Origin of the sequence: Salmonella sp. SJTUF15570 (assembly GCF_043357055.1) — a bacterium.
In the GTDB taxonomy this organism is placed as follows: domain Bacteria; phylum Pseudomonadota; class Gammaproteobacteria; order Enterobacterales; family Enterobacteriaceae; genus Salmonella; species Salmonella enterica.
This window is the reverse complement of the sequence record NZ_JBEUKJ010000013.1, coordinates 93,976-119,962: the sequence shown is the minus strand read 5'-3', so window position 1 is coordinate 119,962 and position 25,987 is coordinate 93,976. Positions and strand designations below refer to the sequence as shown.

The following is a 25,987-nucleotide window of genomic DNA, read 5'->3' as shown; positions in this document are numbered from 1 at the left end:
AATAAATATCCTCCGGCATAGCCGGAGGTTTTTCAGATGCGCCTGTAAGGCTCTCTTACCAGCCGCGCCCTAACAGGCGCATACGATCTGACATTTGCATCAAACTTCGTTACTTACGGCCCGTAAACGGGCTGCCCGGATAAGGGATCGATAATTGCTCACCCATTTTATCCTCTTCAAGCTGGTGCTTTATGTAGTCCTGTATCTTCGCCGTGTTCTTACCCACCGTATCGACATAGTACCCTCTGCACCAGAACTCCCTGTTCCTGTATTTGAATTTTAGATCCCCAAACTGCTCGTAAAGCATCAGACTACTTTTACCCTTCAGATATCCCATGAAGCTCGACACACTCATCTTCGGCGGGATCTCCAGAAGCATGTGAATATGATCTGCACAACATTCCGCTTCCAGAATTCGTACGTTTTTCCATTCACACAATTTTCTTAATATGCTGCCTACTGCCCTACGCTTCTCTCCATAGAACGCTTGTCTTCGGTATTTGGGCGCGAAAACTATGTGATATTTACAGTTCCATCGGGTGTGCGCTAAGCTCTTTTCGTCCCCCATTGGGACCCCCTTTTGATTTCTTGTTGAACTTTTGCAGTTGCCAGACCGCAAGATGTTTTAACAAATCAAAAGGGGTTTTAATAACTGGCTTAAAGCTGAAAGCTTTCCGGAACCCCCAGCCTAGCTGGGGGTTTTCCATAGACAATAAAAACGGGTCGCCGAAGCGACCCGTTTTATGCCGTATTAAGGATTACAGCAGCGCTTTCGCTTTGGCGATCACGTTGTCCACCGTGAAGCCAAACTCTTCAAATAGCAGCTCTGCCGGGGCGGATTCACCGAAGGTGGTCATCCCGACAATAGCGCCGTTCAGGCCGACGTATTTGAACCAGTAGTCAGCGATACCCGCTTCAATCGCCACACGCGCAGATACCGCTTTCGGCAGCACGGATTCACGGTAGGCCGCATCCTGCTTGTCGAATGCGTCGGTGGACGGCATGGAAACCACGCGCGCCTTCACGCCTTCGGCAGTCAGTTTTTCGTAAGCGGCAACCGCCAGCTCAACCTCAGAACCGGTCGCAATGAAGATAATCTGCGGCTGGCCCGCACAATCTTTCAGTACGTAACCACCGCGGGCGATATTCGCCAGTTGCTCTTCAGTACGTTCCTGCTGCGCCAGGTTCTGACGGGACAGAATCAGCGCGGTTGGGCCATCCTGACGCTCAACGCCGTATTTCCACGCCACCGCGGATTCCACCTGGTCGCACGGACGCCATGTGGACATGTTCGGCGTTACGCGCAGGCTTGCCACCTGCTCGACCGGCTGGTGCGTCGGGCCATCTTCGCCCAGACCGATGGAGTCGTGGGTGTACACCATCACCTGACGTTGCTTCATCAGCGCTGCCATACGCACTGCGTTACGGGCATATTCGACGAACATCAGGAAGGTGGAGGTGTACGGCAGGAAACCGCCGTGCAGGGCGATACCGTTGGCGATAGCGGTCATACCGAATTCGCGCACGCCGTAGTGAATGTAGTTACCTGCGGCATCTTCGTTGATAGCCTTAGAACCAGACCACAGGGTCAGGTTAGACGGTGCCAGGTCAGCGGAGCCGCCGAGGAATTCCGGCAACAGCGGACCGAAGGCTTCGATGGCATTCTGGGACGCTTTACGGCTGGCGATTTTGGATGGATTCGCCTGCAGTTTAGCGATGAACTCATTCGCTTTCGCATTGAAGTCAGCCGGCATGTCGCCTTTCATACGACGGGTGAATTCAGCAGCTTCCTGCGGGAAGGCTTTCTCATAAGCCGCGAATTTCTCATTCCATGCAGACTCTTTCGCCTGGCCGGCTTCTTTCGCATCCCACTGGGCGTAGATTTCAGACGGGATTTCGAACGGCGCGTATTTCCAGCCCAACTGTTCGCGGGTCAGCGCGATTTCCGCGTCGCCCAGCGGCGCGCCGTGGGAATCGTGGGTACCCTGTTTGTTCGGCGAACCGAAACCGATGATGGTTTTGCACATCAGCAGAGACGGTTTGTCAGTCACGGCGCGAGCTTCTTCCGTGGCGCGTTTAATGGCGTCGGCATCGTGACCGTCAATGCCACGGATAACGTGCCAGCCGTAGGCTTCAAAACGTTTCGCGGTGTCATCGGTGAACCAGCCTTCAACATGACCATCGATAGAGATACCGTTGTCATCATAGAACGCGATCAGTTTGCCCAGTTTCAGAGTACCAGCCAGAGAGCACACTTCGTGAGAAATGCCTTCCATCATGCAGCCGTCGCCCATAAAGACGTAGGTGAAGTGGTCAACGATGTCGTGGCCAGGACGGTTAAACTGCGCCGCCAGAGTTTTCTCGGCAATCGCCATCCCGACGGCGTTGGCAATACCCTGACCCAGCGGGCCAGTAGTGGTTTCAACGCCAGCGGTGTAGCCCACTTCCGGGTGACCAGGGGTTTTTGAATGTAGCTGACGGAAATTCTGCAGCTCGGACATCGGCAGGTCATAACCGGTGAGGTGCAGCAGGCTGTAAATCAGCATTGAGCCGTGGCCATTGGACAGCACGAAGCGGTCGCGGTCGGCCCAGGACGGGTTGGTCGGGTTGTGGTTCAGGAAATCACGCCACAGGACTTCGGCAATGTCAGCCATACCCATCGGGGCACCCGGGTGACCGGATTTGGCTTTCTGTACTGCGTCCATGCTCAGCGCACGAATAGCATTGGCAAGCTCTTTACGTGAGGACATTTTGACTCCAGATCGGATGTTGAAAGGCCATGCCCGTAACGACTTGACGACAGCGCGTTTTGGGCTACGCCGGAAAATTTGCCAACAATTTACCCCAAGCCGCGCGTCATGTACATGGAACATCCTTTTACCGCTTCAGAAATCTCCGGATCGTGCTCGCATGTTGCGCAATTAGCTAACTTGCCTGCCACGCTTTTCTTTATACTTAACCCAGGCGCTAATTCATCTGCAACGGGCGCATTTCAAAATAATATTAATTCGTATGGAAGAGAAAAATGAAAATTCGCGCTTTACTGCTTGCTTTGGGCATGGCGACGGTGCTGACCGGTTGCCAGAATATGGACTCTAATGGACTGCTTTCTTCGGGCGCTGAAGCTTTTCAGGCCTATACGTTAAGCGATGCGCAGGTAAAAGCGTTGAGCGATCAATCCTGTCAAGAGCTCGACAGCAAAGCGAAAATCGCGCCGGCGAGCAGCGAATACACTAAACGACTGACAAAAATTGCCGCCGCGCTGGGGGATAACATTAACGGCCAGCCGGTGAACTATAAGGTTTACGAGACGAAAGACGTCAACGCGTTTGCCATGGCGAACGGTTGTATTCGCGTCTACAGCGGACTGATGGATATGATGACCGACAACGAAGTTGAAGCCGTGATCGGTCATGAAATGGGCCATGTCGCGCTGGGTCATGTAAAGAAAGGGATGCAGGTCGCGCTGGGCACTAACGCCGTGCGCGTTGCGGCGGCATCGGCAGGAGGCGTTGTCGGCAGCCTGTCGCAATCACAGCTTGGCGATCTTGGCGAAAAACTGGTGAACTCGCAGTTCTCCCAGCGTCAGGAGTCCGAAGCGGATGATTATTCTTACGATCTGTTGCGCAAACGCGGTATCAGTCCGGCAGGACTCGCCACCAGCTTTGAGAAACTGGCAAAACTGGAAGCGGGTCGTCAAAGCTCGATGTTCGACGATCACCCGGCGTCCGCCGCACGCGCACAGCATGTGCGCGATCGTATGAGCGCAGACGGGATCAAATAATCCCCGAACAGTGCCGGATGGCGGCGTGAACGCCTTATCCGGCCTACAAGCATCAATCAGCTGTAGGCCGGATAAGCGCAGCGCCATCCGGCAAAACAATTTACTCGCCCTTCTTCGCCGCCTGGATATAGAGCATTTCTAATGCCAGCGTCGCGGCCGCCAGAGCGGTGATCTCCGACTGATCGTAAGCCGGCGCGACTTCCACTACATCCATACCGACAATGTTCAGATCTTTCAGACCGCGTACCAGTTTAATGGCACGATCGGAGGTCAAACCGCCGATCACCGGCGTACCGGTGCCAGGCGCAAACGCCGGGTCCAGACAGTCGATATCAAAGGTCAGATAGACCGGCATATCGCCGACGATCTGTTTCACCTGAGCGAGAATATCATCCACGCCGCGATCGTTGACCTGGCAGGCATCCAGCACGGTAAAGCCATTGTCTTTGTCAAACTCAGTACGAATACCGATCTGTACCGAATGATGCGGATCGATCAGGCCTTCTTTCGGCGCGGTGTAGAACATCGTGCCGTGATCGAATTCGCAGCCGTTAGCGTAGGTATCGGTATGCGCGTCAAAATGTACCAGAGCCATTTTGCCAAAATGTTTCGCGTGGGCGCGCAGCAGCGGCAGCGTGACGAAGTGGTCGCCGCCGAAAGAGAGCATACGCTTGCCTGCAGACAGCAGTTTTTCAGCGTGCGCCTGTAATTTTTCGCTCATTTCACGGGCATCGCCAAACGCATACACCAAATCGCCGCAGTCCACGACGTTCAGGCGCTCGCGCATGTCAAAATTCCACGGGAAACGGTGATGTTCCCAGGCGAGGTTGGTCGACACCTGACGGATCGCCGCCGGGCCATGACGGCCGCCAGCGCGACCGGACGTTGCCATATCAAACGGTACGCCAGTGATCACCCAGTCGGCATCGCTGTCATACGGCTGGAAGTTCATTGGCAGACGTAAAAAACCAAACGCATTAGAAACCAGTGAGTTATCGTACTGATGACCTAAGGTGCTCATGGCAAAAACCTCTTCTTAGTCAATATAAAAAAACCCTCCCGCGTCGTTAGGCCCGACGAGGAAGGGTTTGAATTTGTTTACGGCTCAAAGTTTACTCTGACAGACCGCATTATTGAAGTCAGTTTAGCCAGGTACAGTAGACAACGCCCGAAAAAATATATATCCAGCGCAAATCAGTAGGCTCATACGTCCATCGCGGTCAGTTAAGAGGCCTTAGGGAGTTGCCGCTGTAAAAACTCAAGCACTAATGCGTAAAACAGCGGTGTTTTTCCTGGCGTCTGGAAAATGGCGTGACCGCTACCGGGAATGAGGGTCATCTCCGCCTGAGGCAGCAGCCGGTACAGCTGCGTTACCTCTTCAACGGTGAAAAATTCATCCCGGTCGCCGTCCAGTAATAGCACCGGAATGTGGATTTTTTTCACCTCTTCTTCCGTCAGCGATGTGGGCGTTGTCCACATTGGCCAGACACCTTTGAGGAACGTGCGCCAGTAGTCTTTTTGCTCTGGATGATGCATGTTCTGATAAAATTTAACCATCCCGGGCGCATCCGAAGCCATTTTATCCAGATCGCGATCCGTCAATTGCCCCTGAGGCATTCCTTTACCATAAAAAATTTCCATCCCCTGCATGTAATGGGTCGTAGCAAAGCGATGCGTTGCGCCGCCGACGATAGCAGCGCGCGCTAGATCCGGGTATCGGCTGGTTAACTTCAGAACGACCATGCCGCCATCGCTGTAACCCATCACCAGCGGTTTTTCCAGCTTCAGCGCTTTAACAAAAGCCGCCATATCTTCCGCCATCAGATCATAGCTAAACGTTCCTTGCGGGTTATTGGTTAATCCATGTCCACGACTGTCCGGCATGATGACGCGAAAATATCGAGATGCCTCTTTCGCTAATCCCTGCCAACTTTTCGCCGTCAGACCACCACCGTGAATCAACAGCAGCGGAGGCCCCTCGCCCTCTTCAACGTAATGAATTTTGATACCATTCGCTTCCACAAATTTATCTTTGTCCATCGTTGTTGCTGAAGCATTTATTAAAAATATAATATTGATAATAAAAATAAATGCTAATTTAAAAATATGATTCATAACACCTCGCCAATCACTTTCCGTGTAAAAGACCATATTATTCAGATTGAACAAAAATAACATCAAAATCGATTTGTATCATTTTCACTTATTTACCGGGGAGACCCCGCATCCTCTTTTTACAGAACGTAAAAAGCCTTTCCGCGATTAGCCTCAACGCGAAAAGGCTCTGAAGTCAGAAAAGTGCCACCTTATTCATTCTGGCTGTAATTCAGGATGACTTGAAGGTCTCTTCCTGAATTGTATTTGGCGCTTTCTTTATTCCTTCGTCTGACAGGGCAAGCTTGACTCGCTAAATGCCGTGGCCGGAATTTTCACAATCGCTTTTTTAACCGGCGCAGGTTTACCACGCGTACAAAGCGGACGGTGGATCTGGTTGGGGTAAAAAAGCGCGAAATCGCCAGGATTTAATGTAACGAACTGCTCATTAGCGACACATTCAGGAAAGATGATGTCATCAGGAAGATGCTCAAGCTCCTTTATCCTGGTATCAATTTTGTTGGAATAGCCAATCTCCTCATAACCGCTTAGTAAAATCTGAACATCGATATATTTTTTATGAAGTTCAGCTTTGCGGTTTAACGAAGAGTGCGTTTCTCCTTCGCTTATCATAAGAAATGATTCCGGGAAAGAAAGTTCATATCTACCAGCAGGCTGGTCTTCAGCTATCTTCACCGCTTCGATGATAAGTTTTTTAATAATGTTGTTAACGTAAGGTAATAAAGTAAGCTGCTCTATATTTCCATATAGCATACTATAGTTATCCTAAATAATGGTCGTGATTATAATTATCAGCCAATCAGGTACTGGTAAATACCTTCAGCCACAGGAATACCTTCTTTTAAACATTTTTCTTTATAGGCGATTTGCGGATCGTTTGGCGCCAGCACTTTATCAACACCGGGCATCGGTTTTACAGCCCTTAGCTCATTGACCATTGTGCTCATTATTGAGGAAAACAGCGGATTGCCCAACATCTGCGGATCAATAACGATAACCAGACTCGCTAACTTGCGCATCTTGTCATAGTCGCCATACATCCGAACAATATGGTTGCTAAAGTTTGCCCCCATCAGGACGCCCGTGAGCGCATCAATCGCCAGGGCAATACCAGAACCTTTGTGTCCGCCAAAGGGCAGCAGATTTTCAATTTTATGCGGATCGGTAGTGATATGTCCCTCTTTATCCAGCGCCAGACCATGACCTATTGGTTTCCCGGTTTCTTTGGCGTGCAGAATTTTACCAAACGCAATGGCGCTGGTCGCCATATCGACGATCATCGGATGGCTGTCTTTAACGGGGAAGCCGAAGGCGATTGGGTTAGTCCCCAGAAAGCGCTCCGCGCCGCCATACGGCGCAACGCAGGTATCCGTTTGCGTCATGGCGATAGCCACCATTCCCTGGCTTGTCGCCTGCTCAATGAACCACGAGAGCGCGCCGCAGTGGGACGTATTTTTGACGCTGACGAAACCCAGCCCCGTCTCTCTCGCCAGACTAATAGCGTGATCTGTCGCCTTTATCAGCGCGCAGTGTCCCATTCCATCATCAGAGTCCAGAATAGCGACTGAAGGCGAAATCTGTTCGATGCTGAATGTTGCTTTTGGATTGAGCCCGCCTGCGTTCAGGCGGGTACAATAGTGCTCTACGCGAATAACGCCGTGGGAGTGAACGCCGGTAATATCGGCATGAACCAAAACGTCGGCTACCTGCTGCGCCGTTTGCGCGTCAAGGCCCGCCTGGGTGAGTTTATTAAACGCCAGCGCTTTCAATTCATTTTCTTTGACTAATATTGTTGACATAACTATCCCGCTATTAAAATTTGATAACGCCTTTAACCAATTTTTTGTTTTCTACCACGTTCTTCTGGTACTGGTTGCCGAACGTATAGAAATCGAATTCCTGGTTTTTCATCATTGTTTCGCTAATAGCGCCCTGAGCCATTAGCTCAATGACACATTCGAAGTCTTCCCGCGTCGCGTTACGGCTGCTCAATAGCGTGGTCTCTTTTTTATGGAAGGTCGGATCGTCAATGACGAGCTCGCCGATATACAGCCCGATGAAGACGATTTTTCCGCCGTGACGAATCAGATCGACAGCGCGGCTCATGGAGGATTTATTGCCGGTGGCATCAAGCACAGTGCCGGCTAATTCACCGGAGAAACAGGCTTTCAGCGCATCAATATAGTCGTCTGACGACGGATCGAGCGTTGCAACGCCTACCTTTTCGGCGACCAGACGACGGCGTTCGGCGTCAATATCAGCTACCGCGACGCGAGCGCCTTTGGCTTTTGCTATCGCGGCGGCGGCCAGCCCAATCGGCCCGGCGCCGACCACCACAATGTTTTGCTGCGGCTTCACGTCAGCGCGGCGTACTGCATGGGCGCTGATGGCGAAACACTCAACCAGCGCGCCCGCGCTGTCGGTGAGGTTATCCGACAGTTCAACCAGATTTTGTTCACGAACGGCCAGATATTCGCTAAAGCCGCCGTCCTGGTGAACGCCATACAGCGAGACGTTCTCACAGCAGTTGGTTTTTCCTTCCCGGCAGGCTGCGCAAGCGCCGCAAGGAATACAGGGAATAACGCTATAGCGTTGGCCGACCTTCGCCGTGCTGCACGATTTACCCAACATTTCTGCCACGCCGCAAATTTCATGACCCAGCACGCGCGGATAGGCAAAAAAGGGCTGGCGGCCGGCAAACGCATGGATATCGGTGCCGCAAATACCAACCGCTTTAATTTTTAACAGTACTTCATCGTCTTTTAAATGAGGAATATCTCTTTCAATGTATTCGATATTTCCCGGATTATTACAGATAAGCGTTTTCATACTTAACCCTTTGAAGATAAACGGTGAATGGTGGCCGTGACGCCATGTAATTCAATATGGTTAAAGGCCTGCTGAATGTCGTTTAAAAAATCTGCGTTGTCGCCGGCCAGCGTTCCAAAGATGCTATTTATCTGCAGCAAAGACAGCGCTTGTTCCCATCGCGTGTTTTTATTTTTAATAGCCGCATTGAAGGTATCATTGAGCGGGTCGGCCACACTCTGCCCCTGAGAGAGCGTATTAATGACGTAATGGAGCCAGCCCGCAATCAGCGTCGCCAACGCCCTGCCCTTAACGCCGCGCGCCTGGAGCGTCAGATAAGGATCGACGGCCCGCTGAGGCAACTTCTGAGAACCGTCCATCGCAATCTGTCCGGTCTTATGTTTAATGTTCGGGTTGCTGAATCGCTCAATGAGCAACTGCGCATATTGATGTACATCTACCGCCAAATTCGGGCGCAGCGATTTTGCCTGCTCTTCCGTCATTAAATGATGTACGGCGGTTTTAAAAGCGTCGTCTTCCATGCACTGATAGATAAACTCATATCCAGCCAGGCTGCCGTTATAGGCGAGAAACGAATGGCTGCCATTCAGCATACGAAGTTTCATTTCTTCATAGGGAAGCACGTCCGAGACGAACATCGCCCCTGCTTTATCCCAGTCAGGACGACCGGCAACGAAATTATCTTCGATAACCCACTGACGGAAATCCTCGCATACGATGCCGCAGGGATCGGCAAAACCGATCTGGTCTTTAATCATGTCAAATTGCTCTGGCGTCATTGCCGGCACGATGCGATCGACCATGGTGCCAGGAAAGGTGACATGCTTCGCTATCCAGGCCGCCAGTTGCGGATCAAGATTATCGGCAAACGTAACGATCGCCGTTTTGGTCAAATGACCGTTTTCCGGAATGTTATCGCACGACAGTACACTAAACGGGGGAAGCCCTTGCTGGCGGCGTATCCGTAGCGCTTCGACGATCAGTCCGAGTGCTGACCGGGGATGTTCAGGATCGGCAAGATCGTGTTTGATGAGCGGATGGCTGAGATCGAGCGTTCTGGACCGTGGATCGGTGCAGTAACCTTTTTCCGTTATCGTCAACGAAACAATTTTTACCTGCGGCTCAGTCAGCTTCTCGATCGCCGCCTGAATACCTGACTTCGGCGTATGCAACGCGCCGGTGATGGTACGAACCAGGCGACTGTTGATGGCGCTGGCTGACGTTTCCACCACTGAAAACAGCCCCTGTTGCGCATTTAGCGCATCCACTAGCTCCGCATCGCCGAACAGATTTAGTTCAAAAATCCCCCAGCGGTTGCCGGTTATCTCATTCGTGAGATCGTTATAAACAGCCTGGTGACCACGGTGAAAGGCGCCAAATCCAATATGTACGATGTTGGCTTCCATTCCCTGACGTGAATAAGTCGTTTTGAATTGGTGCCTTGCGGCGTCTAACTGGCGAGCTATGGTGTCCATGAATTTTTCCCACTCCTGTTTTGTTTACCAATTCTGCTTAAACATCATACCAAAATCCGTGAATATGATCACAATCATGGCACCAGATTCTTTACCCTGGTATGCTGACTAATAACCAATGAATAAAAATAATTTATTTATCAATTGGTTATAAAATGCGCTTGTCAGGATAAATTTTACGATTCACAAAAGCATGATTTTGATTAGAAAAATAGGCCACGAATTGGCATACCACCCATACAACCAGTAATCATTAAACACCATGAAAAACAATATCTTATTGAATAACATGCCCGCTGCGAGCGTATATGTCACGCATGATTGGTTCAATAATTACCCGAAATACAGCAAACCAAACCTGATAATTTGTCTAGTGAATTAATGAACTCAATTTATTATCAGCATCAACGTTAACCTAAGAACATCAGTTACGGTTTTGATCATCCGGGTCGCTGCTAAAGCGATGAGGAGTGAGCCGCCTTTAGACGTAATTGGCAAATTAATCCATTGATTGAAAACAGGAAAAAATTGATGAAGACGCAGATTAGGTACGTTGAAACAAAGCTTTCAAAGCCCCTCTGGCCGAGGTCTTAGTTGACGTGAAACATGGCATAATAGCCATTTCGAACTGGTAACCACGACGATTACGCTGGAAGACGGTTCAACTGGCACCGGATATACCTATACCGGCGGAAAGGGAGGGTATGCAATTAAAGCGATGATCGACCACGATCTTGCCCCGGTACTGTCAGGGATAGATGGCGCTGCGATTGACGATATCTATGACTTTATGGAATAGCATATTCACTATGTGGGTCGCGGAGGCATCGCATCGTTTGCGATGTCTGCGGTGGATATCGCTCTTTGGGATTTGAAAGGCAAACGTGAAAAACTGCCGCTGTGGAAAATGGCTGGCTGAAGGCGGCGCGTCTGTCGACGAATGGCGGTCGTTTGGCATGCTCGCTCGGTATGCAGGAATTACACGTCAGACTGGTTTCCGCATTCGAGACTGGCTGACTGGAAGTTCACAGCTTCCCGATCGATCAATATACCAAACATCCGCTGGTGGTCGACAATTATCGCGCCGTGGCACCGGACACCTACGGCATTGGCGTAGAGTTTGACTGGGATAAACTGAGCGTTTACGAAGCCTGATTCCCTCTCTCCGGGCTTGTTTTTGGCGGCAGGCCCGGTTAATCGCTGACAAAAATGTCATCCGCCTGAAAATAGCCGTCAGGTGGCGAAGAAAAAATCATCAAAATCTTCCAGCGAATCATCCTGTTGGAAGATTTTTACCAGCTCATTTTTACTGTTTTCAAGATGGGTCCACGAGGCCTGTCTGGCCTGCTCAGCATCGCGTTTTTGCAATGCAAGGAAGATACTACGGTGATCTTCCACCCATTTCATTCTTAACTCTTTCTTATGTAAATACTTATAGTTTAACTGCTTCCAGCGCGGATTTTCGGTCCTGACAGCCCGCCACAGCTCGGCAGATTGTTTCATTAATACACGATTTTGCGTGGATTCCGCGATGATATTGTGGAACTGGCGATCCAGTTCTTCAAATTTGTCGCTGTCGCCGCCAATCTGCTTTTCCTGCTGCTCAATAATACGTTTAAGCTGCTTAAGTTCATTAAATCTTATTTGCGTAGCGGCAAAACCGGTGATGTTGCTTTCGATGACCTGCCGGGCCTGTAGCAATTCAAAGGGGCCAATGTCTGAGTAAGGCAAGAGCGCTTTTTGATTGATTTTCTCCAGACTATCAATAAAGTAAGTGCCTGCGCCTTGCTTAACCTCTACCACTCCCTTCAGCTCAAGCATAATAATCGCCTCACGAATCGTCGTGCGGCTGGTTTGAAAACGCTCGCTGAGTTCTCTCTCCGCCGGAAGTCGCTCGCCAGCTTTAAATACCCCTGAATAGAGTAGTTCTTCTATTTGCAGCCCTATATCAAAATAGCGCCGCTTGGTTAAAATTTGTTCCATGCACATACCTATGTAGACAGCAATTGCTCCACTTGAGGGTAGTGTAAACAAATCCTAATGTTTATGGTAAACAATTTCCCTGCCAGAGAGTGGTCGTTTCTTTCCCACAACCTACGGCTATGCGCGTCACACAGTCCTTCCCCACCAGACTCGGCAGGAAAGGCGCTGATTCCCATAACGCATATTTGACGTTTGATGCCGGGTTTATTTGCGGCAGGGCGGCGGCGCATACCCGTTGTTGTCCGCCGGGAAAGCCTGCGAGGAACAAGGCGGTAGCGTATTTGTTGCTTTACCCTGCAATGCAAAGGCGGCAAAGCCGATGACGCCGATGTTGCGTACATCGCCCTGCGCGGAGTGGGCCGCATAAGCGTCAGCTACGTCGGCGAACTGGAATGCCGCCTCAGTGTGTTTATCTTTGCGAAACCCTTTAATCGCCAGTGAATCGCCGGCGTTAACAATATAGCCATGATGATTCAGCGAGCCTGCTTTTCCGTTCAACACGTCCAGGCCATCAACCGTTGCGACGATTTCGTAATTGGTATCATGACTGTAATTACGGATATATAACTGATAGTTCATCCCTGATCTTGCAGGAATACTATATTGCCATTGTCCCATTGATGCGTTGTAGCGACGAGTAATTGGAATCGAATTAAAATTAGCGTCGCGCACAGCATATTCAAGATCGCTGATACGTATACTATAAACTTTATCGTAACCTGACGGATATTGAGTGGAGTAATTTATTACCACCATTTCGGCAGGTTCTCGATCGGCACGTTCTACCGAAACGCTTTGTACCGATGAATGCACGTCGCCGCCCCAGGCGGTGCCGACGTCGGATGAAGAGCCATTATTAGATTGCATTCCGCTGGAACAGCCGCCTAACAGCAAAAACAAGCCAACAATGACGGCGTTAAATTTAAATTTACTCATACTCACACCCCTTTTTAATTATTAGGGGGATTGTAGGCCCATAAAATTACATAGAGAAGCGACGCGCTGATAATTAAGAATTTATAAAATATAAAAGGGTCGATTTAAATAATTAAATCGACCCACAAGCGGAATACTCTTAATTACTCATCTTCAAGATAAGTATAACCGTACAGTCCCGCTTCAAATTCCTCAAGGAACTGCTGCTGCAACGCATCGTCCAGATCCGTCTGTTTTACCTGGTCGCGGAAATGCGTTAACAGCGTTTTCGGATCCAGTTGCACATATTGCAGCATATCCGCAACGGTATCGCCTTCGTCCGACAGCTCAACCTCGACGCTACCATCCGGGAAGACAAACACGTCAACCGCTTCAGTATCGCCAAACAGGTTGTGCATGTTACCGAGGATCTCCTGATAGGCGCCGACCATAAAGAAGCCGAGCATCGGCGGATTCTCTGGATCGTATTCCGGCATCGGCATCGTCGTGGCGATACCGTCGCCATCGATATAGTGGTCGATAGCGCCATCGGAATCACAGGTTATATCCAACAGCACGGCACGACGTTCCGGTACCTGATCTAACCCTTCCAGCGGCAGTACCGGAAAGAGCTGATCGATTCCCCACGCGTCCGGCATTGACTGGAACAGCGAGAAGTTGACGTACATTTTGTCCGCCATCCGCTCTTGCAGTTCGTCGATAATCGGACGATGCGCACGGTTTTGCGGGTCCAGTTGCTTCTGCACTTCATGGCACATGCTGAGATAAAGTTGCTCCGCCCAGGCGCGCTCCTGCAAACTAAACGCGCCGGAAGAGTAGCCGATATGAATATCGTGCAGATCCATTTGGCTATCATGCAGCCATTCACGCAGCGAGCGGCGAGTGCCAGGCTTATGCATCTCCTGCCAGGTTTCCCACAGATTTTGCAGCGCGCGCGGCGCATCTTCAGCAGGGGCAGTCGGATCCGTGTATTCGTTACGCTCCACGCCGATAATGTTAGAGACCAGTACCGTATGGTGCGCAGTGACGGCGCGGCCAGACTCGGTAATCACCGTCGGATGCGGTAAACCATGCTCTTCGCAGGCATCGCCAATCGCCCAGATGATGTTATTGGCATATTCGTTCAGGCCATAGTTCACCGAACAGTCGGACTGCGAGCGGGTACCTTCATAATCCACGCCCAGACCGCCGCCCACGTCGAAGCACTGGATATTAACGCCCAGCTTATGCAGCTCAACATAGAAACGCGCGGACTCGCGCACGCCGGTCGCGATATCGCGAATGTTCGCCATCTGCGATCCCAGGTGGAAGTGCAACAGTTGCAGACTGTCCAGACGCCCGGCGTCACGCAGGGTCTCCACCAGTTGCAGCACCTGGGTCGCCGCCAGGCCGAATTTTGATTTTTCGCCGCCGGAGGATTGCCACTTACCGGACCCCTGAGAGGCCAGACGCGCACGCACGCCCAGACGAGGAACCACGTTCAGGCGCTCGGCCTCTTCCAGCACAATCGCGATTTCAGACATCTTTTCGATGACCAGATAAACCTTATGGCCCATCTTCTCGCCAATCAGCGCCAGCCGAATGTATTCACGGTCTTTATAACCATTACAGACGATCACGCTACGGGTCATGCCGGCATGCGCCAGCACCGCCATCAATTCCGCTTTTGACCCCGCTTCCAGCCCCAACGGTTCACCGGAATGGATAAGGGACTCGATCACGCGGCGATGCTGATTGACCTTAATCGGGTAAACGAGGAAGTAGTCGCCGTTATAACCGTAAGATTCACGCGCACGCTTAAACGCCGCGTTAATTGAACGCAAACGGTGTTGCAGGATCTGCGGGAAGCAGAACAGCGCCGGCAGACGCTGACCTTGCGCTTCGCGCGCTTTCACCAGTTTGGCAAGATCGACACGCGCTTCCGGTACGTCGGGATCGGGGCATACGCTAATATGGCCCAGCTCGTTGACGTCGTAGTAGTTATTGCCCCACCAGGCAATATTGTAAGTGCGCAGCATCTTGCTGGCTTCCTGGGAGCTCATTGCAACCTCCTGCATGGAGCGTAGTACACCCTGTTCGCCTGCTGACGAAGGCGAACCCATAGACATGTCGTCAGACATAGCGAACCTCAATTTTTATTAGCAAGTGTAAAACAGTTGACTACTATCGCAATCCGAAGACGCGATAACAACCCATAGACAAGCGGATTTTCCAGCAGATAGCGCTGATGCTCCGCCTGCGCGACCGGTTTCTTTTTCATATCATTGTAAACACGTAACCGAACTCACAGATAACGGTTCGGCGAAACCACGAGAAAACTCTTGCGTTAACAAGAGCGCCCTTGTTCAGTCTTCAGCGCCATTGCCGGCTCTGGAATCCTGAGAAGCGCCGAGATGGGTATAACATCGGCAGGTATGCAAAGCAGAGATGCAGATTGCGGGGGACATGCGCGCACCAGAACGATGCGACAGATTCAGCAGAATACAACGGTTCATTATCTCGTATCACCTCCACGGCCGCCTCGTAAGACGAACCCACAAGCCAAAGCAACGTTTTAACCCGGCTGGAAGTGGCGACACGAAGAAAACGTCGTGTGCTTTTGTATGAGCCGCGCGTCGCGTTTTATACCCAGAACGCAGAAAAAAAGCAAAGCATAAATGCGCATAATGTCAGCATTATCAGAAACGTTTACCGCTTGATTTTGACCGACATTGCGACGGCCTTCAAAAAAAGCTGGAAATTGGGCGAAGAAGTGACCTAAAATAGCCGTCCAGATGTTAATCCATCCATACTGATTAACACTCAGACTGCCAGTGTCAGTAACCTTCAGACTCATGGTAGAATCTTCTGTCATGACTATTCCGCACAACAGTTTGAGCTAACTAAATTCTCCTTAGGTGAAATTAAATATGGCAAAACACCTTTTTACGTCTGAGTCCGTATCAGAAGGGCATCCTGACAAAATCGCAGACCAAATCTCTGATGCCGTGTTGGACGCTATCCTGCAACAGGATCCGAAAGCACGCGTCGCCTGTGAAACCTACGTTAAAACCGGCATGGTTTTAGTTGGCGGTGAGATCACCACCAGCGCCTGGGTCGATATCGAAGAGATTACCCGTAATACGGTGCGCGAAATTGGCTATGTGCATTCCGACATGGGCTTTGACGCCAACTCTTGCGCGGTACTGAGCGCAATTGGCAAACAGTCTCCGGATATCAACCAGGGCGTTGACCGCGCAGACCCGCTGGAACAAGGCGCGGGCGACCAGGGCCTGATGTTTGGCTACGCGACAAATGAAACCGACGTACTGATGCCTGCGCCAATCACCTACGCGCACCGTCTGGTACAGCGTCAGGCTGAAGTGCGTAAAAATGGCACCCTGCCATGGTTGCGTCCGGATGCAAAAAGCCAGGTCACTTTCCAGTATGACGACGGCAAAATCGTCGGTATTGACGCCGTGGTTCTCTCTACGCAGCACGCAGAAGATATCGACCAAAAATCGCTGCAAGAAGCGGTGATGGAAGAGATCATCAAACCCATTCTGCCGTCTGAATGGTTAAATACGTCCACTAAGTTTTTTATCAACCCAACCGGGCGTTTTGTTATCGGCGGCCCGATGGGCGATTGTGGTCTGACCGGTCGTAAGATCATCGTTGATACCTACGGCGGTATGGCGCGTCACGGCGGCGGCGCCTTCTCCGGTAAAGATCCGTCTAAAGTTGACCGTTCTGCAGCTTACGCTGCGCGTTATGTCGCGAAAAACATCGTGGCGGCAGGTCTGGCGGATCGCTGTGAAATCCAGGTCTCCTACGCTATCGGCGTAGCGGAGCCGACGTCCATCATGGTGGAAACGTTCGGTACTGAAAAAGTGCCTGCTGAACAGTTGATTCTGCTGGTGCGCGAATTCTTCGACCTGCGCCCGTACGGCTTGATTCAGATGCTGGATCTGCTGCACCCGATCTACAAAGAAACTGCGGCTTACGGCCACTTCGGTCGCGAAAACTTCCCATGGGAAAAAACCGACAAAGCGCAACTGCTGCGCGATGCTGCCGGTCTGAAATAATCGCCCGCGCCTGACGCTGTTTTTCAGTCAGGGAAACCATACCGTACTTATCAAGGCCAGCGCTCTGCTGGCCTTTATCATTGCTGATACACGCAACGTTATCAGATATTCCAGCGTGAATTTATACTGACCTTTTTGTGATGCGCAGCACAATCCACTCTCCCCTTTCGTTTCTTCGACTACACTTTTTATCATTCAGTTTCAGTCATTATGAAAGCGGTTACATTCATTTTCATTAAGAACTGACTACATCACTATCGGTATGCTAATTCTGCGATGAAAATATTACATAATTTTTCAACTTTGTCTGAATACCAGGCGATTGATATGGTTATAAGATTATTAAAACTATTATTTTTCAGATAATTAAATAATCACCGAGATAAATAGTAGTGTAAACGATTACACCATTGTGATTAGCCTCACATCTTTTTACGGCGTACTCACCTACTCTTAACATCGATAAAATTGCTAACCCAACCGGAGGGCATAATGCCTGACAATAAAAAACAAGGGCGTTCCAACAAGGCCATGACATTTTTTGTCTGCTTTCTTGCAGCCCTGGCAGGATTACTTTTTGGCCTGGATATCGGCGTTATCGCCGGTGCTTTACCCTTCATTACCGACGAGTTTCAGATTACCGCACACACTCAGGAATGGGTGGTCAGCTCCATGATGTTTGGCGCGGCCGTCGGCGCTGTCGGCAGCGGCTGGCTCTCCTTTAAGCTGGGTCGTAAAAAAAGCCTGATGATCGGCGCTATCCTGTTCGTCGCCGGTTCGCTGTTCTCCGCTGCGGCGCCTAACGTTGAAGTCCTGATTATTTCTCGCGTGCTGCTGGGTCTGGCCGTCGGCGTCGCTTCCTACACTGCACCGTTGTACCTGTCCGAGATCGCGCCGGAAAAAATTCGCGGCAGTATGATCTCAATGTACCAGCTCATGATCACCATCGGGATTCTGGGCGCTTATCTGTCCGACACCGCGTTCAGCTACAGCGGCGCATGGCGCTGGATGCTCGGCGTGATCATCATCCCGGCCATTCTGCTGCTGATCGGCGTCTTCTTCCTGCCGGACAGCCCGCGCTGGTTTGCGGCGAAACGCCGTTTCCATGATGCTGAACGCGTCCTGTTGCGCCTGCGTGACACCAGTGCGGAAGCAAAACGTGAGCTCGATGAAATTCGCGAAAGTTTGCAGGTTAAACAGAGCGGTTGGGCGCTGTTCAAAGAGAACAGCAACTTCCGCCGCGCCGTGTTTCTTGGCATTTTGTTGCAGGTCATGCAGCAATTTACCGGGATGAACGTCATCATGTATTACGCGCCGAAAATCTTCGAACTGGCGGGGTACACGAATACCACGGAGCAGATGTGGGGCACCGTTATTGTTGGTCTGACTAACGTGCTGGCAACCTTCATCGCTATCGGCCTGGTTGACCGCTGGGGCCGCAAGCCGACCCTGACGCTGGGCTTCCTGGTCATGGCGATTGGTATGGGGATTCTGGGTACGATGATGCACATCGGCATCCATTCGCCGTCTGCGCAATACTTCGCTATCGCTATGCTGCTGATGTTCATCATTGGATTTGCGATGAGCGCTGGTCCGCTGATTTGGGTACTGTGCTCCGAAATCCAGCCGCTGAAAGGCCGCGATTTCGGCATCACCTGCTCCACCGCGACCAACTGGATCGCCAATATGATCGTCGGCGCAACGTTCCTGACCATGCTGAACAATCTGGGTAACGCCAACACCTTCTGGGTCTACGCTGGCCTGAACGTGCTGTTTATCCTGCTGACTCTGTGGCTGGTGCCGGAAACCAAACACGTTTCGCTGGAACACATTGAACGTAACCTGATGAAAGGTCGTAAACTGCGCGAAATCGGCGCCCACGACTAATCCCTCCACGCTTCCTCCTGCCACAGGAGGAAGCGTTTTTCTTGCAGTCCCTCTTCCGTCGCACTATTCTCTGCCGCTATGAAAACCCCTCGTCTCCCTATCGCTATCCAGCAGGCCGTGATGCGCCGTCTGCGGGAAAATCTCGCCCAGGCGAACCTCAAGCTCGATAGACATTATCCGGAGCCGAAACTGGTGTATACGCAACGCGGCACCTCGGCGGGCACCGCCTGGCTGGAGAGCTACGAAATCCGCCTCAACCCGGTGTTACTGCTGGAAAACATCGACACCTTTATAGCAGAGGTCGTGCCGCATGAACTGGCGCATCTGTTGGTGTGGAAGCACTTCGGACGCAAGGCTCCGCATGGCAAGGAATGGAAGTGGATGATGGAAAGCGTGCTGGGCGTTCCGGCCAGACGTACTCATCAATTTGCGCTGCAATCCGTACGGCGCAATACCTTTCCCTACCATTGCCAATGCCAGCAACATCAACTCACCGTCCGCCGTCATAACCGCGTAGTACGCGGCGAAGCGGTTTATCGTTGCGTTCACTGCGGCGAACCACTGGTCGCCGGGTAGTTTCCCGAAACGTCCGGGAACTTTCCTGAGCGGACTGATTGCATACAGACACAACTTTCGTTACGTTGCGGGCTCGTTTTGCTATGGAGTGTGCAATGTACCGTAATTTCTCTTTTGCCGCTGTGTTGCTGGCCGCAGCGTTTTCAGGCCAGGCCCTGGCCGATGGCATTAACAATTTTTCTCAGGCCAAAGCGGCGAGCGTCAAAGTCAATGCCGACGCGCCCGGCAGCTTTTACTGCGGGTGCCAAATCCGCTGGCAGGGTAAAAAAGGCGTCGTAGACCTGGAGTCCTGCGGCTATAAGGTGCGTAAAAACGAGAATCGCGCCAGACGCATTGAGTGGGAGCACGTTGTCCCCGCCTGGCAATTCGGTCATCAGCGCCAGTGCTGGCAGGACGGCGGGCGAAAAAACTGCGCTAAAGACCCGGTCTACCGCAAAATGGAAAGCGATATGCATAACCTGCAACCCGCGATTGGCGAAGTGAATGGCGATCGCGGCAACTTTATGTATAGCCAGTGGAACGGCGGCGAAGGTCAGTACGGGCAATGCGCCATGAAAGTGGATTTTAAAGCGAAAATCGCCGAGCCGCCCGCCCGCGCCCGTGGCGCAATCGCCCGCACTTATTTTTATATGCGCGACCAATACCAACTGAAACTTTCCCGCCAACAAACGCAGCTTTTTAACGTCTGGGATAAGCAGTACCCCGTTACCGCCTGGGAGTGCGAGCGCGATGCGCGTATCGCGAAGGTCCAGGGTAATCATAATCCCTATGTGCAACGCGCTTGCCAGGCGCGAAAGAGCTAACCTACACTAGCGGGATTCTTGTTAACCCATGCCCTGGATAGCCAAACGCCGGGGCCATGACGCGGATTTTTTTATTATGCGTATTCCCCGCATTTATCACCCTGAATTGTTGACGTCCGGTACGCAGATTTCGTTATGCGAAGATGCGGCCAACCATATTGGTCGTGTACTGCGCATGGGAGCGGGACAAGCGTTACAGCTGTTTGACGGCAGTAATCAGGTATTCGATGCTGAAATCATTAGCGCCAGTAAGAAAAGCGTTGAAGTGCAAGTGATGAAAGGCGAAATCGACGATCGTGAATCGCCGCTACATATCCATCTGGGCCAGGTGATGTCGCGCGGTGAAAAAATGGAATTTACTATCCAGAAATCGATCGAACTAGGTGTAAGCCTCATTACGCCACTGTTCTCTGAGCGCTGCGGCGTTAAACTGGATAATGAACGTCTGAACAAAAAGCGCCAGCAGTGGCAAAAGATCGCCATCGCCGCCTGCGAACAATGCGGGCGTAACCGGGTGCCGGAAATTCGCCCGCCGATGGCGCTGGAAGCCTGGTGCGCCGAGCAAGATTCCGGGCTGAAGCTCAATCTTCATCCGCGCGCCCATGCCAGCATCAACACTCTGCCGCTGCCGGTTGAACGCGTCCGACTGCTGATCGGCCCGGAAGGCGGGCTGTCGGCGGACGAAATCGCGATGACCGCGCGCTATCAGTTTACTGATATTCTGTTAGGACCTCGCGTTCTGCGTACTGAGACAACCGCGCTCACCGCCATTACCGCGCTACAGGTGCGTTTTGGCGACTTAGGATGAAGCGTTAACGGAGAAAATAATGATCAAGCTCGGCATCGTGATGGACCCCATCGCACACATCAACATCAAGAAAGACACCAGTTTCGCTATGCTGCTGGAAGCCCAACGTCGTGGTTATGAACTTCATTATATGGAGATGGCCGACCTTTATCTGATTAACGGCGAAGCCCGCGCCCGCACGCGAACGTTGAGCGTGGAGCAAAATTACGATAAATGGTACGAGTTCGGCAGCGAGCAGGAGATTAAACTCGCCGATCTGGACGTCATTTTGATGCGCAAAGATCCGCCGTTTGATACCGAGTTTATTTATGCGACCTATATTCTGGAACGCGCTGAAGAGGAAGGGACGCTGATCGTCAACAAACCGCAAAGCCTGCGCGACTGTAATGAAAAACTGTATACTGCCTGGTTTTCCGACCTGACGCCGGAAACGCTGGTAACGCGCAATAAAGCGCAGCTCAAAGCGTTTTGGGAAAAGCACGGCGATATCATTATGAAACCGCTGGACGGTATGGGCGGCGCGTCCATTTTCCGCGTTAAGGAAGGCGATCCTAACATAGGCGTTATTGCCGAAACGCTGACCGAGCTGGGCAACCGCTACTGCATGGCACAGAACTATTTGCCCGCTATCAAAGATGGCGATAAGCGCGTCCTGGTCGTCGACGGCGAGCCGGTGCCTTACTGCCTGGCGCGTATTCCGCAGGGCGGCGAAACCCGCGGCAACCTGGCGGCTGGTGGTCGCGGCGAACCCCGTCCGTTGAGCGAAAGCGACTGGGAAATCGCCCGCCGCGTTGGGCCGACGCTTAAAGCCAAAGGGCTTATTTTCGTCGGTCTGGATATTATCGGCGACCGCTTAACGGAAATTAACGTGACCAGCCCAACCTGCGTGCGTGAAATTGAAGCGGAATACCCGATCTCTATCACCGGGATGTTGATGGACGCCATCGAAGCGCGTCTGGCGAAGTAAACGTTTATTGCCCGGTGGCGTGCGCTTACCGGGCCTGAGCAATCACGCCGCCCCGGTCGGATAAGGCGGCGCATCAGCATCGCCATCCGGCAATCTATTGCCCGATAAGGCCGCCGTCCTTTGGCAAAAGACGGCTTATATGAGTGACAACCGTCCGCTTTCCCCACATACTGAACGCTGTCGTTTTTTTGAACCAGGAAACAGAACCTCTGACAATGAATTTACAGCATCACTTTCTTATTGCCATGCCTGCGCTCCAGGACCCGATTTTCCGCCGTTCCGTGGTGTATATTTGCGAGCACAACCAGGACGGCGCTATGGGGATTATTATTAATAAGCCTTTGGAAAATCTGCAAATTGAAGGGATTCTGGAAAAACTAAAAATTACGCCGGAACCGCGCGATTCGGCAATTCGTCTTGATAAAGCCGTGATGCTCGGCGGCCCGCTGGCGGAAGATCGCGGATTTATTCTCCATACTCCGCCGTCACGTTTCGCCTCCAGCATTCGTATCTCAGACAATACCGTGATTACCACCTCCCGCGATGTGCTGGAAACGTTAGGTACCCAACAACAGCCTTCCGATGTACTGGTCGCGCTGGGCTACGCCTCCTGGGATAAAGGCCAGCTTGAACAAGAGCTGCTTGATAACGCCTGGCTTACCGCGCCCGCCGATCTCAATATTTTGTTCAAAACGCCCATTGCCGAGCGCTGGCGCGAAGCGGCAAAACTTATTGGCATTGATATTCTGACCATGCCTGGCGTTGCGGGGCACGCCTGATGAGCGACACCTTACTGGCCTTTGACTTCGGCACAAAAAGCATCGGCGTTGCAATAGGACAACGCATTACCGGCACCGCCCGTCCGCTTCCGGCAATCAAAGCACAGGACGGCACGCCCGACTGGACGCTCATTGAACGTTTGCTGAAAGAGTGGCAGCCGGACGAAATTATTGTCGGGCTACCGCTCAATATGGATGGTACTGAACAACCGCTGACGGCGCGCGCCCGTAAATTCGCCAACCGTATTCATGGGCGTTTCGGGGTAACTGTCACGCTGCACGATGAACGACTCAGCACCGTTGAAGCACGCTCTGGTCTGTTTGAACGAGGTGGGTATCGCGCGCTGAACAAAGGCAAAGTGGATTCGGCCTCCGCCGTGATTATCCTCGAAAGCTATTTTGAACAGGGGTATTAAAGCCGTTTTTGTCAGCAGGCGGATAACGCGGTCACGGTTGCCAGGCTTACTGGGCAATAAGCTGGTTTAATGCCTTCAACGCCTGTAAACGCGCAGCCGCCTCCGCCTCATCAATCCGCCACATTCCCGCAAAGGCCAGCGCTGCGGCGTGCTTGCCTAGCGGTTGCGCCATAGAAACTTCACCATCAGCGTGATGCCACAGCACGTATCCCCGCTGGCGCTGCTGCGCCACATGCGGTGCCAGATTACGCCACTGCTCCGGAGTAAAACGCTGCATTAGCGCCTCGTCGCTTTCTGCCGCCAGTAACGCCACTCCTGTTACCGACTGCCAGGCCGGGCACATGCGAAACCCCGCCAGCGCCTGACTTCCCTGCGAACCCGGCGTAGAGTGATAAATATAGATAATCTGGTCTTCCCATAGCACGCCTAATGCCACCACGATGTCTCTGGGCGCATGGCGCTCAAGGATAGGCAACGCATGGGAGAACAGCGCTGAACCGCGAATCGCCTGCGCCGCCAAAGCATGAATGCCTGGCCCGGGTAAATAGCGTCGGTGCTCATCCTGCATCGTGAGTCCAATAGAGGCCATCGTCATTAACAGGCGATTAACGCGCGTGGTATTAATATCCATCAGCCGGGCAAGCTCGCGACATCCGATAGCACGGTCGCTGGAGACCAGATATTGCAGACAGCGAATGCCATCTATCAGGCTTTGATTCGGTTGTGATGACATCGTTAAATGGCTTCGCTGTGGTTTTAACAAAGCTGCGATTTTAACGCCGGTTCGCCAGGATACAAGCCTGTATGCCGTTCAATCCACCGCGCCAGTCAACACTTCCCCTTCCCTACGCCGCCATCTTCGCTACAGCCGTCCCTGCGCCTGACGCCATTGCGCGCTCTGGGCGAATGTCATCATCCCCTGCTGCTGCCCGGTTTGTATCACGTGGGCCAACTGATGGAGTTTGCCTTCACGGATCAAATTCCCTGTGGCTGGCGTATTAATCAGTAATTCAAACAACGCCACGCGCCCATCCTGTCTGTCGACCTCCAGTTTTTGTGATAGTACGGCGCGCAGACTACCCGCCAGTTGGCTGCGTACCGGTTCTTTTTCCTGCGCCGGAAAACTATCCACTAATCTTTCCACCGCCTGCGCCGCACCGCGAGTATGCAGGGTTGCCAGTACCAGATGCCCCGTTTCCGCCGCCGTCAGCGCCAGGCGAATGGTCTCGCTGTCACGCAGCTCTCCCAGTAAAATGACATCGGGATCTTCACGTAACGCCGCGCGCAGCCCGGCGGCAAAAGTGGCGCAATGCTGGCCGATTTCCCGCTGCTGTATCAGGCAACGCTTGCTGGTGTAACGGTACTCAATAGGATCTTCCAGCGTCAGGATGTGTTTATCGGCATGTTGATTAAGATGTCCCACCATCGCCGCCAGCGTAGTGGATTTCCCGCAGCCAGTAGCGCCAGTGACCAGAATCAGTCCGTTCTCGCTGGCAAGCAGTGCGGGTACTATCGGCGGCGTCTGGATTTCCGCCAGATCAGGACAACGCTCGGGCAATAGCCGTAGCGCCAGCGACGTTCCCTGTTGATGTGTGAACGCACTGGCGCGCAGGCGCCGCGTGCCAGACAGCGAGACGGCGAAATCAAGCTGGCCGTGCGTTCGCCACTGATATTGTTGCGCATCATTAAGCCAATCAAGCAGAAGCCTGTCGACATCAGGTGCGGTAAAAGGCGCGTTCTCCATGCGTCCTTGTTTGCGCCATCGCGCAGGCCAGGCGTTACACAGGTGTAGATCCGAGACGTTATGCTTTACACTAAGCGTCACAATTTCTTCCATATTCATATAAACATCCTCGGAAAATGAACGATATCGCGCATAACCTGGCATACATCCGGGACAAAATCTCCGCCGCGGCGACGCGTTGCGGCCGCTCTTCAGAAGAAGTTACGTTGCTTGCAGTGAGTAAAACCAAACCTGCGAGCGACATCGCAGAAGCCATTGCCGCCGGACAACGGGCATTTGGTGAAAATTATGTACAAGAGGGGGTGGAAAAAATCCGCCACTTTCAGGAAGCGAAAGTGGAAGGCCTGCACTGGCACTTTATTGGCCCTTTACAGTCCAACAAAAGTCGGCTGGTGGCCGAGCATTTTGACTGGTGTCATACCATCGATCGCCTGCGTATCGCCTCGCGACTGAGCGAACAGCGTCCGGATAATCTGCCGGCGCTAAATGTTCTGATCCAAATTAATATCAGCGATGAAAACAGCAAATCAGGCATTCCGCTGGCGGAACTGGATGAGCTGGCCGCTGCGGTGGCAACACTGCCGCGTCTGCGGCTTCGCGGACTGATGGCGATCCCGGCGCCAGAGTCAGATTATGTAAGGCAGTTTGAAGTCGCACGTCAAATGGCTGTAGCATTTGCCGGGCTGAAAGCGCGCTACCCTGACGTTGATACCTTATCTCTGGGTATGAGCGACGATATGGAAGCCGCGATTGCGGCAGGTAGCACAATGGTGCGCATCGGCACCGCTATCTTTGGTGCTCGTGATTACACAAAAAATTAA

General features: G+C 52.1%; 26 protein-coding genes and 2 pseudogenes. 11 read left to right on the top strand and 17 right to left on the bottom strand.

The window, feature by feature from the left end; all coding sequences use genetic code 11:
• Positions 1–109: 109 nt before the first annotated feature.
• Both tnpA and tkt read right to left on the bottom strand, forming a co-directional pair.
• Positions 110–568: an IS200/IS605-like element IS200F family transposase gene (gene tnpA, locus ABVN44_RS20970; protein WP_000502119.1), complete on the bottom strand. Its 459-nt coding sequence runs from the start codon at positions 566–568 to the stop codon at positions 110–112.
• Positions 569–758: 190 nt separating this feature from the next.
• Entirely contained in the window at positions 759–2,750 is a 1,992-nt protein-coding gene (gene tkt / locus ABVN44_RS20965; protein ID WP_000098658.1) for a transketolase, read from the bottom strand.
• Positions 2,751–3,025: 275 nt separating this feature from the next.
• Here tkt and ABVN44_RS20960 point away from each other — a divergent pair, with 275 nt between their 5' ends.
• Positions 3,026–3,784, top strand: coding sequence for a M48 family metallopeptidase (locus tag ABVN44_RS20960; RefSeq protein WP_000701834.1), 759 nt, complete (start codon positions 3,026–3,028; stop codon positions 3,782–3,784).
• A 12-nt stretch (positions 3,785–3,796) separates the two neighbouring features.
• Here ABVN44_RS20960 and ABVN44_RS20955 read toward each other — a convergent pair.
• The 7 genes and pseudogenes from ABVN44_RS20955 to ABVN44_RS20925 all read right to left on the bottom strand — a co-directional run.
• Positions 3,797–3,881 (bottom strand): annotated as a pseudogene (locus tag ABVN44_RS20955) (hypothetical protein); the annotation flags it as partial.
• A gap of 3 nt (positions 3,882–3,884) precedes the next feature.
• Entirely contained in the window at positions 3,885–4,805 is a 921-nt protein-coding gene (speB, locus tag ABVN44_RS20950) for an agmatinase (RefSeq protein WP_000105550.1), read from the bottom strand.
• Positions 4,806–5,008: 203 nt separating this feature from the next.
• Positions 5,009–5,965: an alpha/beta fold hydrolase gene (locus ABVN44_RS20945; RefSeq protein WP_077248420.1), complete on the bottom strand. Its 957-nt coding sequence runs from the start codon at positions 5,963–5,965 to the stop codon at positions 5,009–5,011.
• Positions 5,966–6,157: 192 nt separating this feature from the next.
• Positions 6,158–6,652, bottom strand: coding sequence for a YhcH/YjgK/YiaL family protein (locus tag ABVN44_RS20940; RefSeq protein ID WP_000965540.1), 495 nt, complete (start codon positions 6,650–6,652; stop codon positions 6,158–6,160).
• Between the two features lie 38 nt (positions 6,653–6,690).
• Positions 6,691–7,698 (bottom strand): Ldh family oxidoreductase, encoded by a 1,008-nt coding sequence (locus tag ABVN44_RS20935; protein WP_000104231.1) that lies wholly within the window; start codon positions 7,696–7,698, stop codon positions 6,691–6,693.
• A 13-nt stretch (positions 7,699–7,711) separates the two neighbouring features.
• Complete coding sequence (locus ABVN44_RS20930) at positions 7,712–8,728, bottom strand: zinc-binding alcohol dehydrogenase family protein (RefSeq protein ID WP_000853913.1); 1,017 nt, start codon at positions 8,726–8,728, stop codon at positions 7,712–7,714.
• A 2-nt stretch (positions 8,729–8,730) separates the two neighbouring features.
• Positions 8,731–10,203 carry a mannitol dehydrogenase family protein gene (locus tag ABVN44_RS20925; protein ID WP_000379526.1) on the bottom strand — a complete coding sequence of 491 codons (1,473 nt, stop codon included), beginning with the start codon at positions 10,201–10,203 and terminating at the stop codon, positions 8,731–8,733.
• Positions 10,204–10,831: 628 nt separating this feature from the next.
• Here ABVN44_RS20925 and ABVN44_RS20920 point away from each other — a divergent pair.
• Positions 10,832–11,122, top strand: a pseudogene (locus ABVN44_RS20920) (hypothetical protein).
• Positions 11,123–11,436: 314 nt separating this feature from the next.
• Here the strand turns inward: ABVN44_RS20920 and ABVN44_RS20915 are convergent.
• The 6 genes from ABVN44_RS20915 to ABVN44_RS20890 form a co-directional block, all read right to left on the bottom strand.
• Positions 11,437–12,237, bottom strand: a complete 801-nt coding sequence (locus tag ABVN44_RS20915) for a FadR/GntR family transcriptional regulator (RefSeq protein WP_001576357.1) — start codon at positions 12,235–12,237, stop codon at positions 11,437–11,439.
• Between the two features lie 153 nt (positions 12,238–12,390).
• Positions 12,391–13,122 (bottom strand): hypothetical protein, encoded by a 732-nt coding sequence (locus ABVN44_RS20910; protein ID WP_000032796.1) that lies wholly within the window; start codon positions 13,120–13,122, stop codon positions 12,391–12,393.
• A 143-nt stretch (positions 13,123–13,265) separates the two neighbouring features.
• Positions 13,266–15,242, bottom strand: coding sequence for a biosynthetic arginine decarboxylase (gene speA, locus ABVN44_RS20905; RefSeq protein WP_001278580.1), 1,977 nt, complete (start codon positions 15,240–15,242; stop codon positions 13,266–13,268).
• A gap of 8 nt (positions 15,243–15,250) precedes the next feature.
• On the bottom strand, positions 15,251–15,382 hold the full coding sequence (gene yqgB, locus ABVN44_RS20900; RefSeq protein ID WP_000729109.1) for an acid stress response protein YqgB: 132 nt from the start codon (positions 15,380–15,382) through the stop codon (positions 15,251–15,253).
• 85 nt (positions 15,383–15,467) lie between these two features.
• The gene (locus ABVN44_RS20895; protein WP_001751809.1) at positions 15,468–15,617 is read right to left on the bottom strand and encodes a hypothetical protein; all 150 of its coding nucleotides are present in this window, start codon (positions 15,615–15,617) and stop codon (positions 15,468–15,470) included.
• 59 nt (positions 15,618–15,676) lie between these two features.
• Entirely contained in the window at positions 15,677–15,976 is a 300-nt protein-coding gene (locus tag ABVN44_RS20890) for a hypothetical protein (RefSeq protein WP_001543499.1), read from the bottom strand.
• Positions 15,977–16,031: 55 nt separating this feature from the next.
• On the opposite strand from ABVN44_RS20890, the gene metK reads away from it, so the two are divergent.
• From metK to ruvX, 8 genes are all read left to right on the top strand, one after another.
• On the top strand, positions 16,032–17,186 hold the full coding sequence (gene metK / locus ABVN44_RS20885; protein ID WP_001062140.1) for a methionine adenosyltransferase: 1,155 nt from the start codon (positions 16,032–16,034) through the stop codon (positions 17,184–17,186).
• Between the two features lie 492 nt (positions 17,187–17,678).
• Positions 17,679–19,073: a galactose/proton symporter gene (gene galP / locus ABVN44_RS20880; protein WP_001113171.1), complete on the top strand. Its 1,395-nt coding sequence runs from the start codon at positions 17,679–17,681 to the stop codon at positions 19,071–19,073.
• A 78-nt stretch (positions 19,074–19,151) separates the two neighbouring features.
• Positions 19,152–19,649 (top strand): SprT family zinc-dependent metalloprotease, encoded by a 498-nt coding sequence (locus ABVN44_RS20875; RefSeq protein ID WP_000856775.1) that lies wholly within the window; start codon positions 19,152–19,154, stop codon positions 19,647–19,649.
• Between the two features lie 95 nt (positions 19,650–19,744).
• Positions 19,745–20,452, top strand: coding sequence for a deoxyribonuclease I (endA, locus tag ABVN44_RS20870; protein ID WP_023232637.1), 708 nt, complete (start codon positions 19,745–19,747; stop codon positions 20,450–20,452).
• Positions 20,453–20,528: 76 nt separating this feature from the next.
• Entirely contained in the window at positions 20,529–21,260 is a 732-nt protein-coding gene (rsmE, locus tag ABVN44_RS20865; RefSeq protein WP_001675718.1) for a 16S rRNA (uracil(1498)-N(3))-methyltransferase, read from the top strand.
• A 19-nt stretch (positions 21,261–21,279) separates the two neighbouring features.
• Complete coding sequence (gshB, locus tag ABVN44_RS20860) at positions 21,280–22,227, top strand: glutathione synthase (RefSeq protein ID WP_023232636.1); 948 nt, start codon at positions 21,280–21,282, stop codon at positions 22,225–22,227.
• Positions 22,228–22,442: 215 nt separating this feature from the next.
• Positions 22,443–23,006 carry a YqgE/AlgH family protein gene (locus ABVN44_RS20855; RefSeq protein ID WP_001053167.1) on the top strand — a complete coding sequence of 188 codons (564 nt, stop codon included), beginning with the start codon at positions 22,443–22,445 and terminating at the stop codon, positions 23,004–23,006.
• Complete coding sequence (gene ruvX / locus ABVN44_RS20850) at positions 23,006–23,422, top strand: Holliday junction resolvase RuvX (RefSeq protein WP_001285491.1); 417 nt, start codon at positions 23,006–23,008, stop codon at positions 23,420–23,422. The genes ABVN44_RS20855 and ruvX overlap by 1 nt, the downstream gene beginning before the upstream one ends.
• A 46-nt stretch (positions 23,423–23,468) precedes the next feature.
• Here ruvX and ABVN44_RS20845 read toward each other — a convergent pair whose 3' ends face one another.
• Both ABVN44_RS20845 and ABVN44_RS20840 read right to left on the bottom strand, forming a co-directional pair.
• Positions 23,469–24,155, bottom strand: a complete 687-nt coding sequence (locus tag ABVN44_RS20845) for an IclR family transcriptional regulator (protein ID WP_023202165.1) — start codon at positions 24,153–24,155, stop codon at positions 23,469–23,471.
• A gap of 129 nt (positions 24,156–24,284) precedes the next feature.
• Positions 24,285–25,265: a type IV pilus twitching motility protein PilT gene (locus tag ABVN44_RS20840; protein WP_001055642.1), complete on the bottom strand. Its 981-nt coding sequence runs from the start codon at positions 25,263–25,265 to the stop codon at positions 24,285–24,287.
• Between the two features lie 17 nt (positions 25,266–25,282).
• On the opposite strand from ABVN44_RS20840, the gene ABVN44_RS20835 reads away from it, so the two are divergent.
• On the top strand, positions 25,283–25,987 hold the full coding sequence (locus ABVN44_RS20835) for a YggS family pyridoxal phosphate-dependent enzyme (RefSeq protein WP_000997812.1): 705 nt from the start codon (positions 25,283–25,285) through the stop codon (positions 25,985–25,987).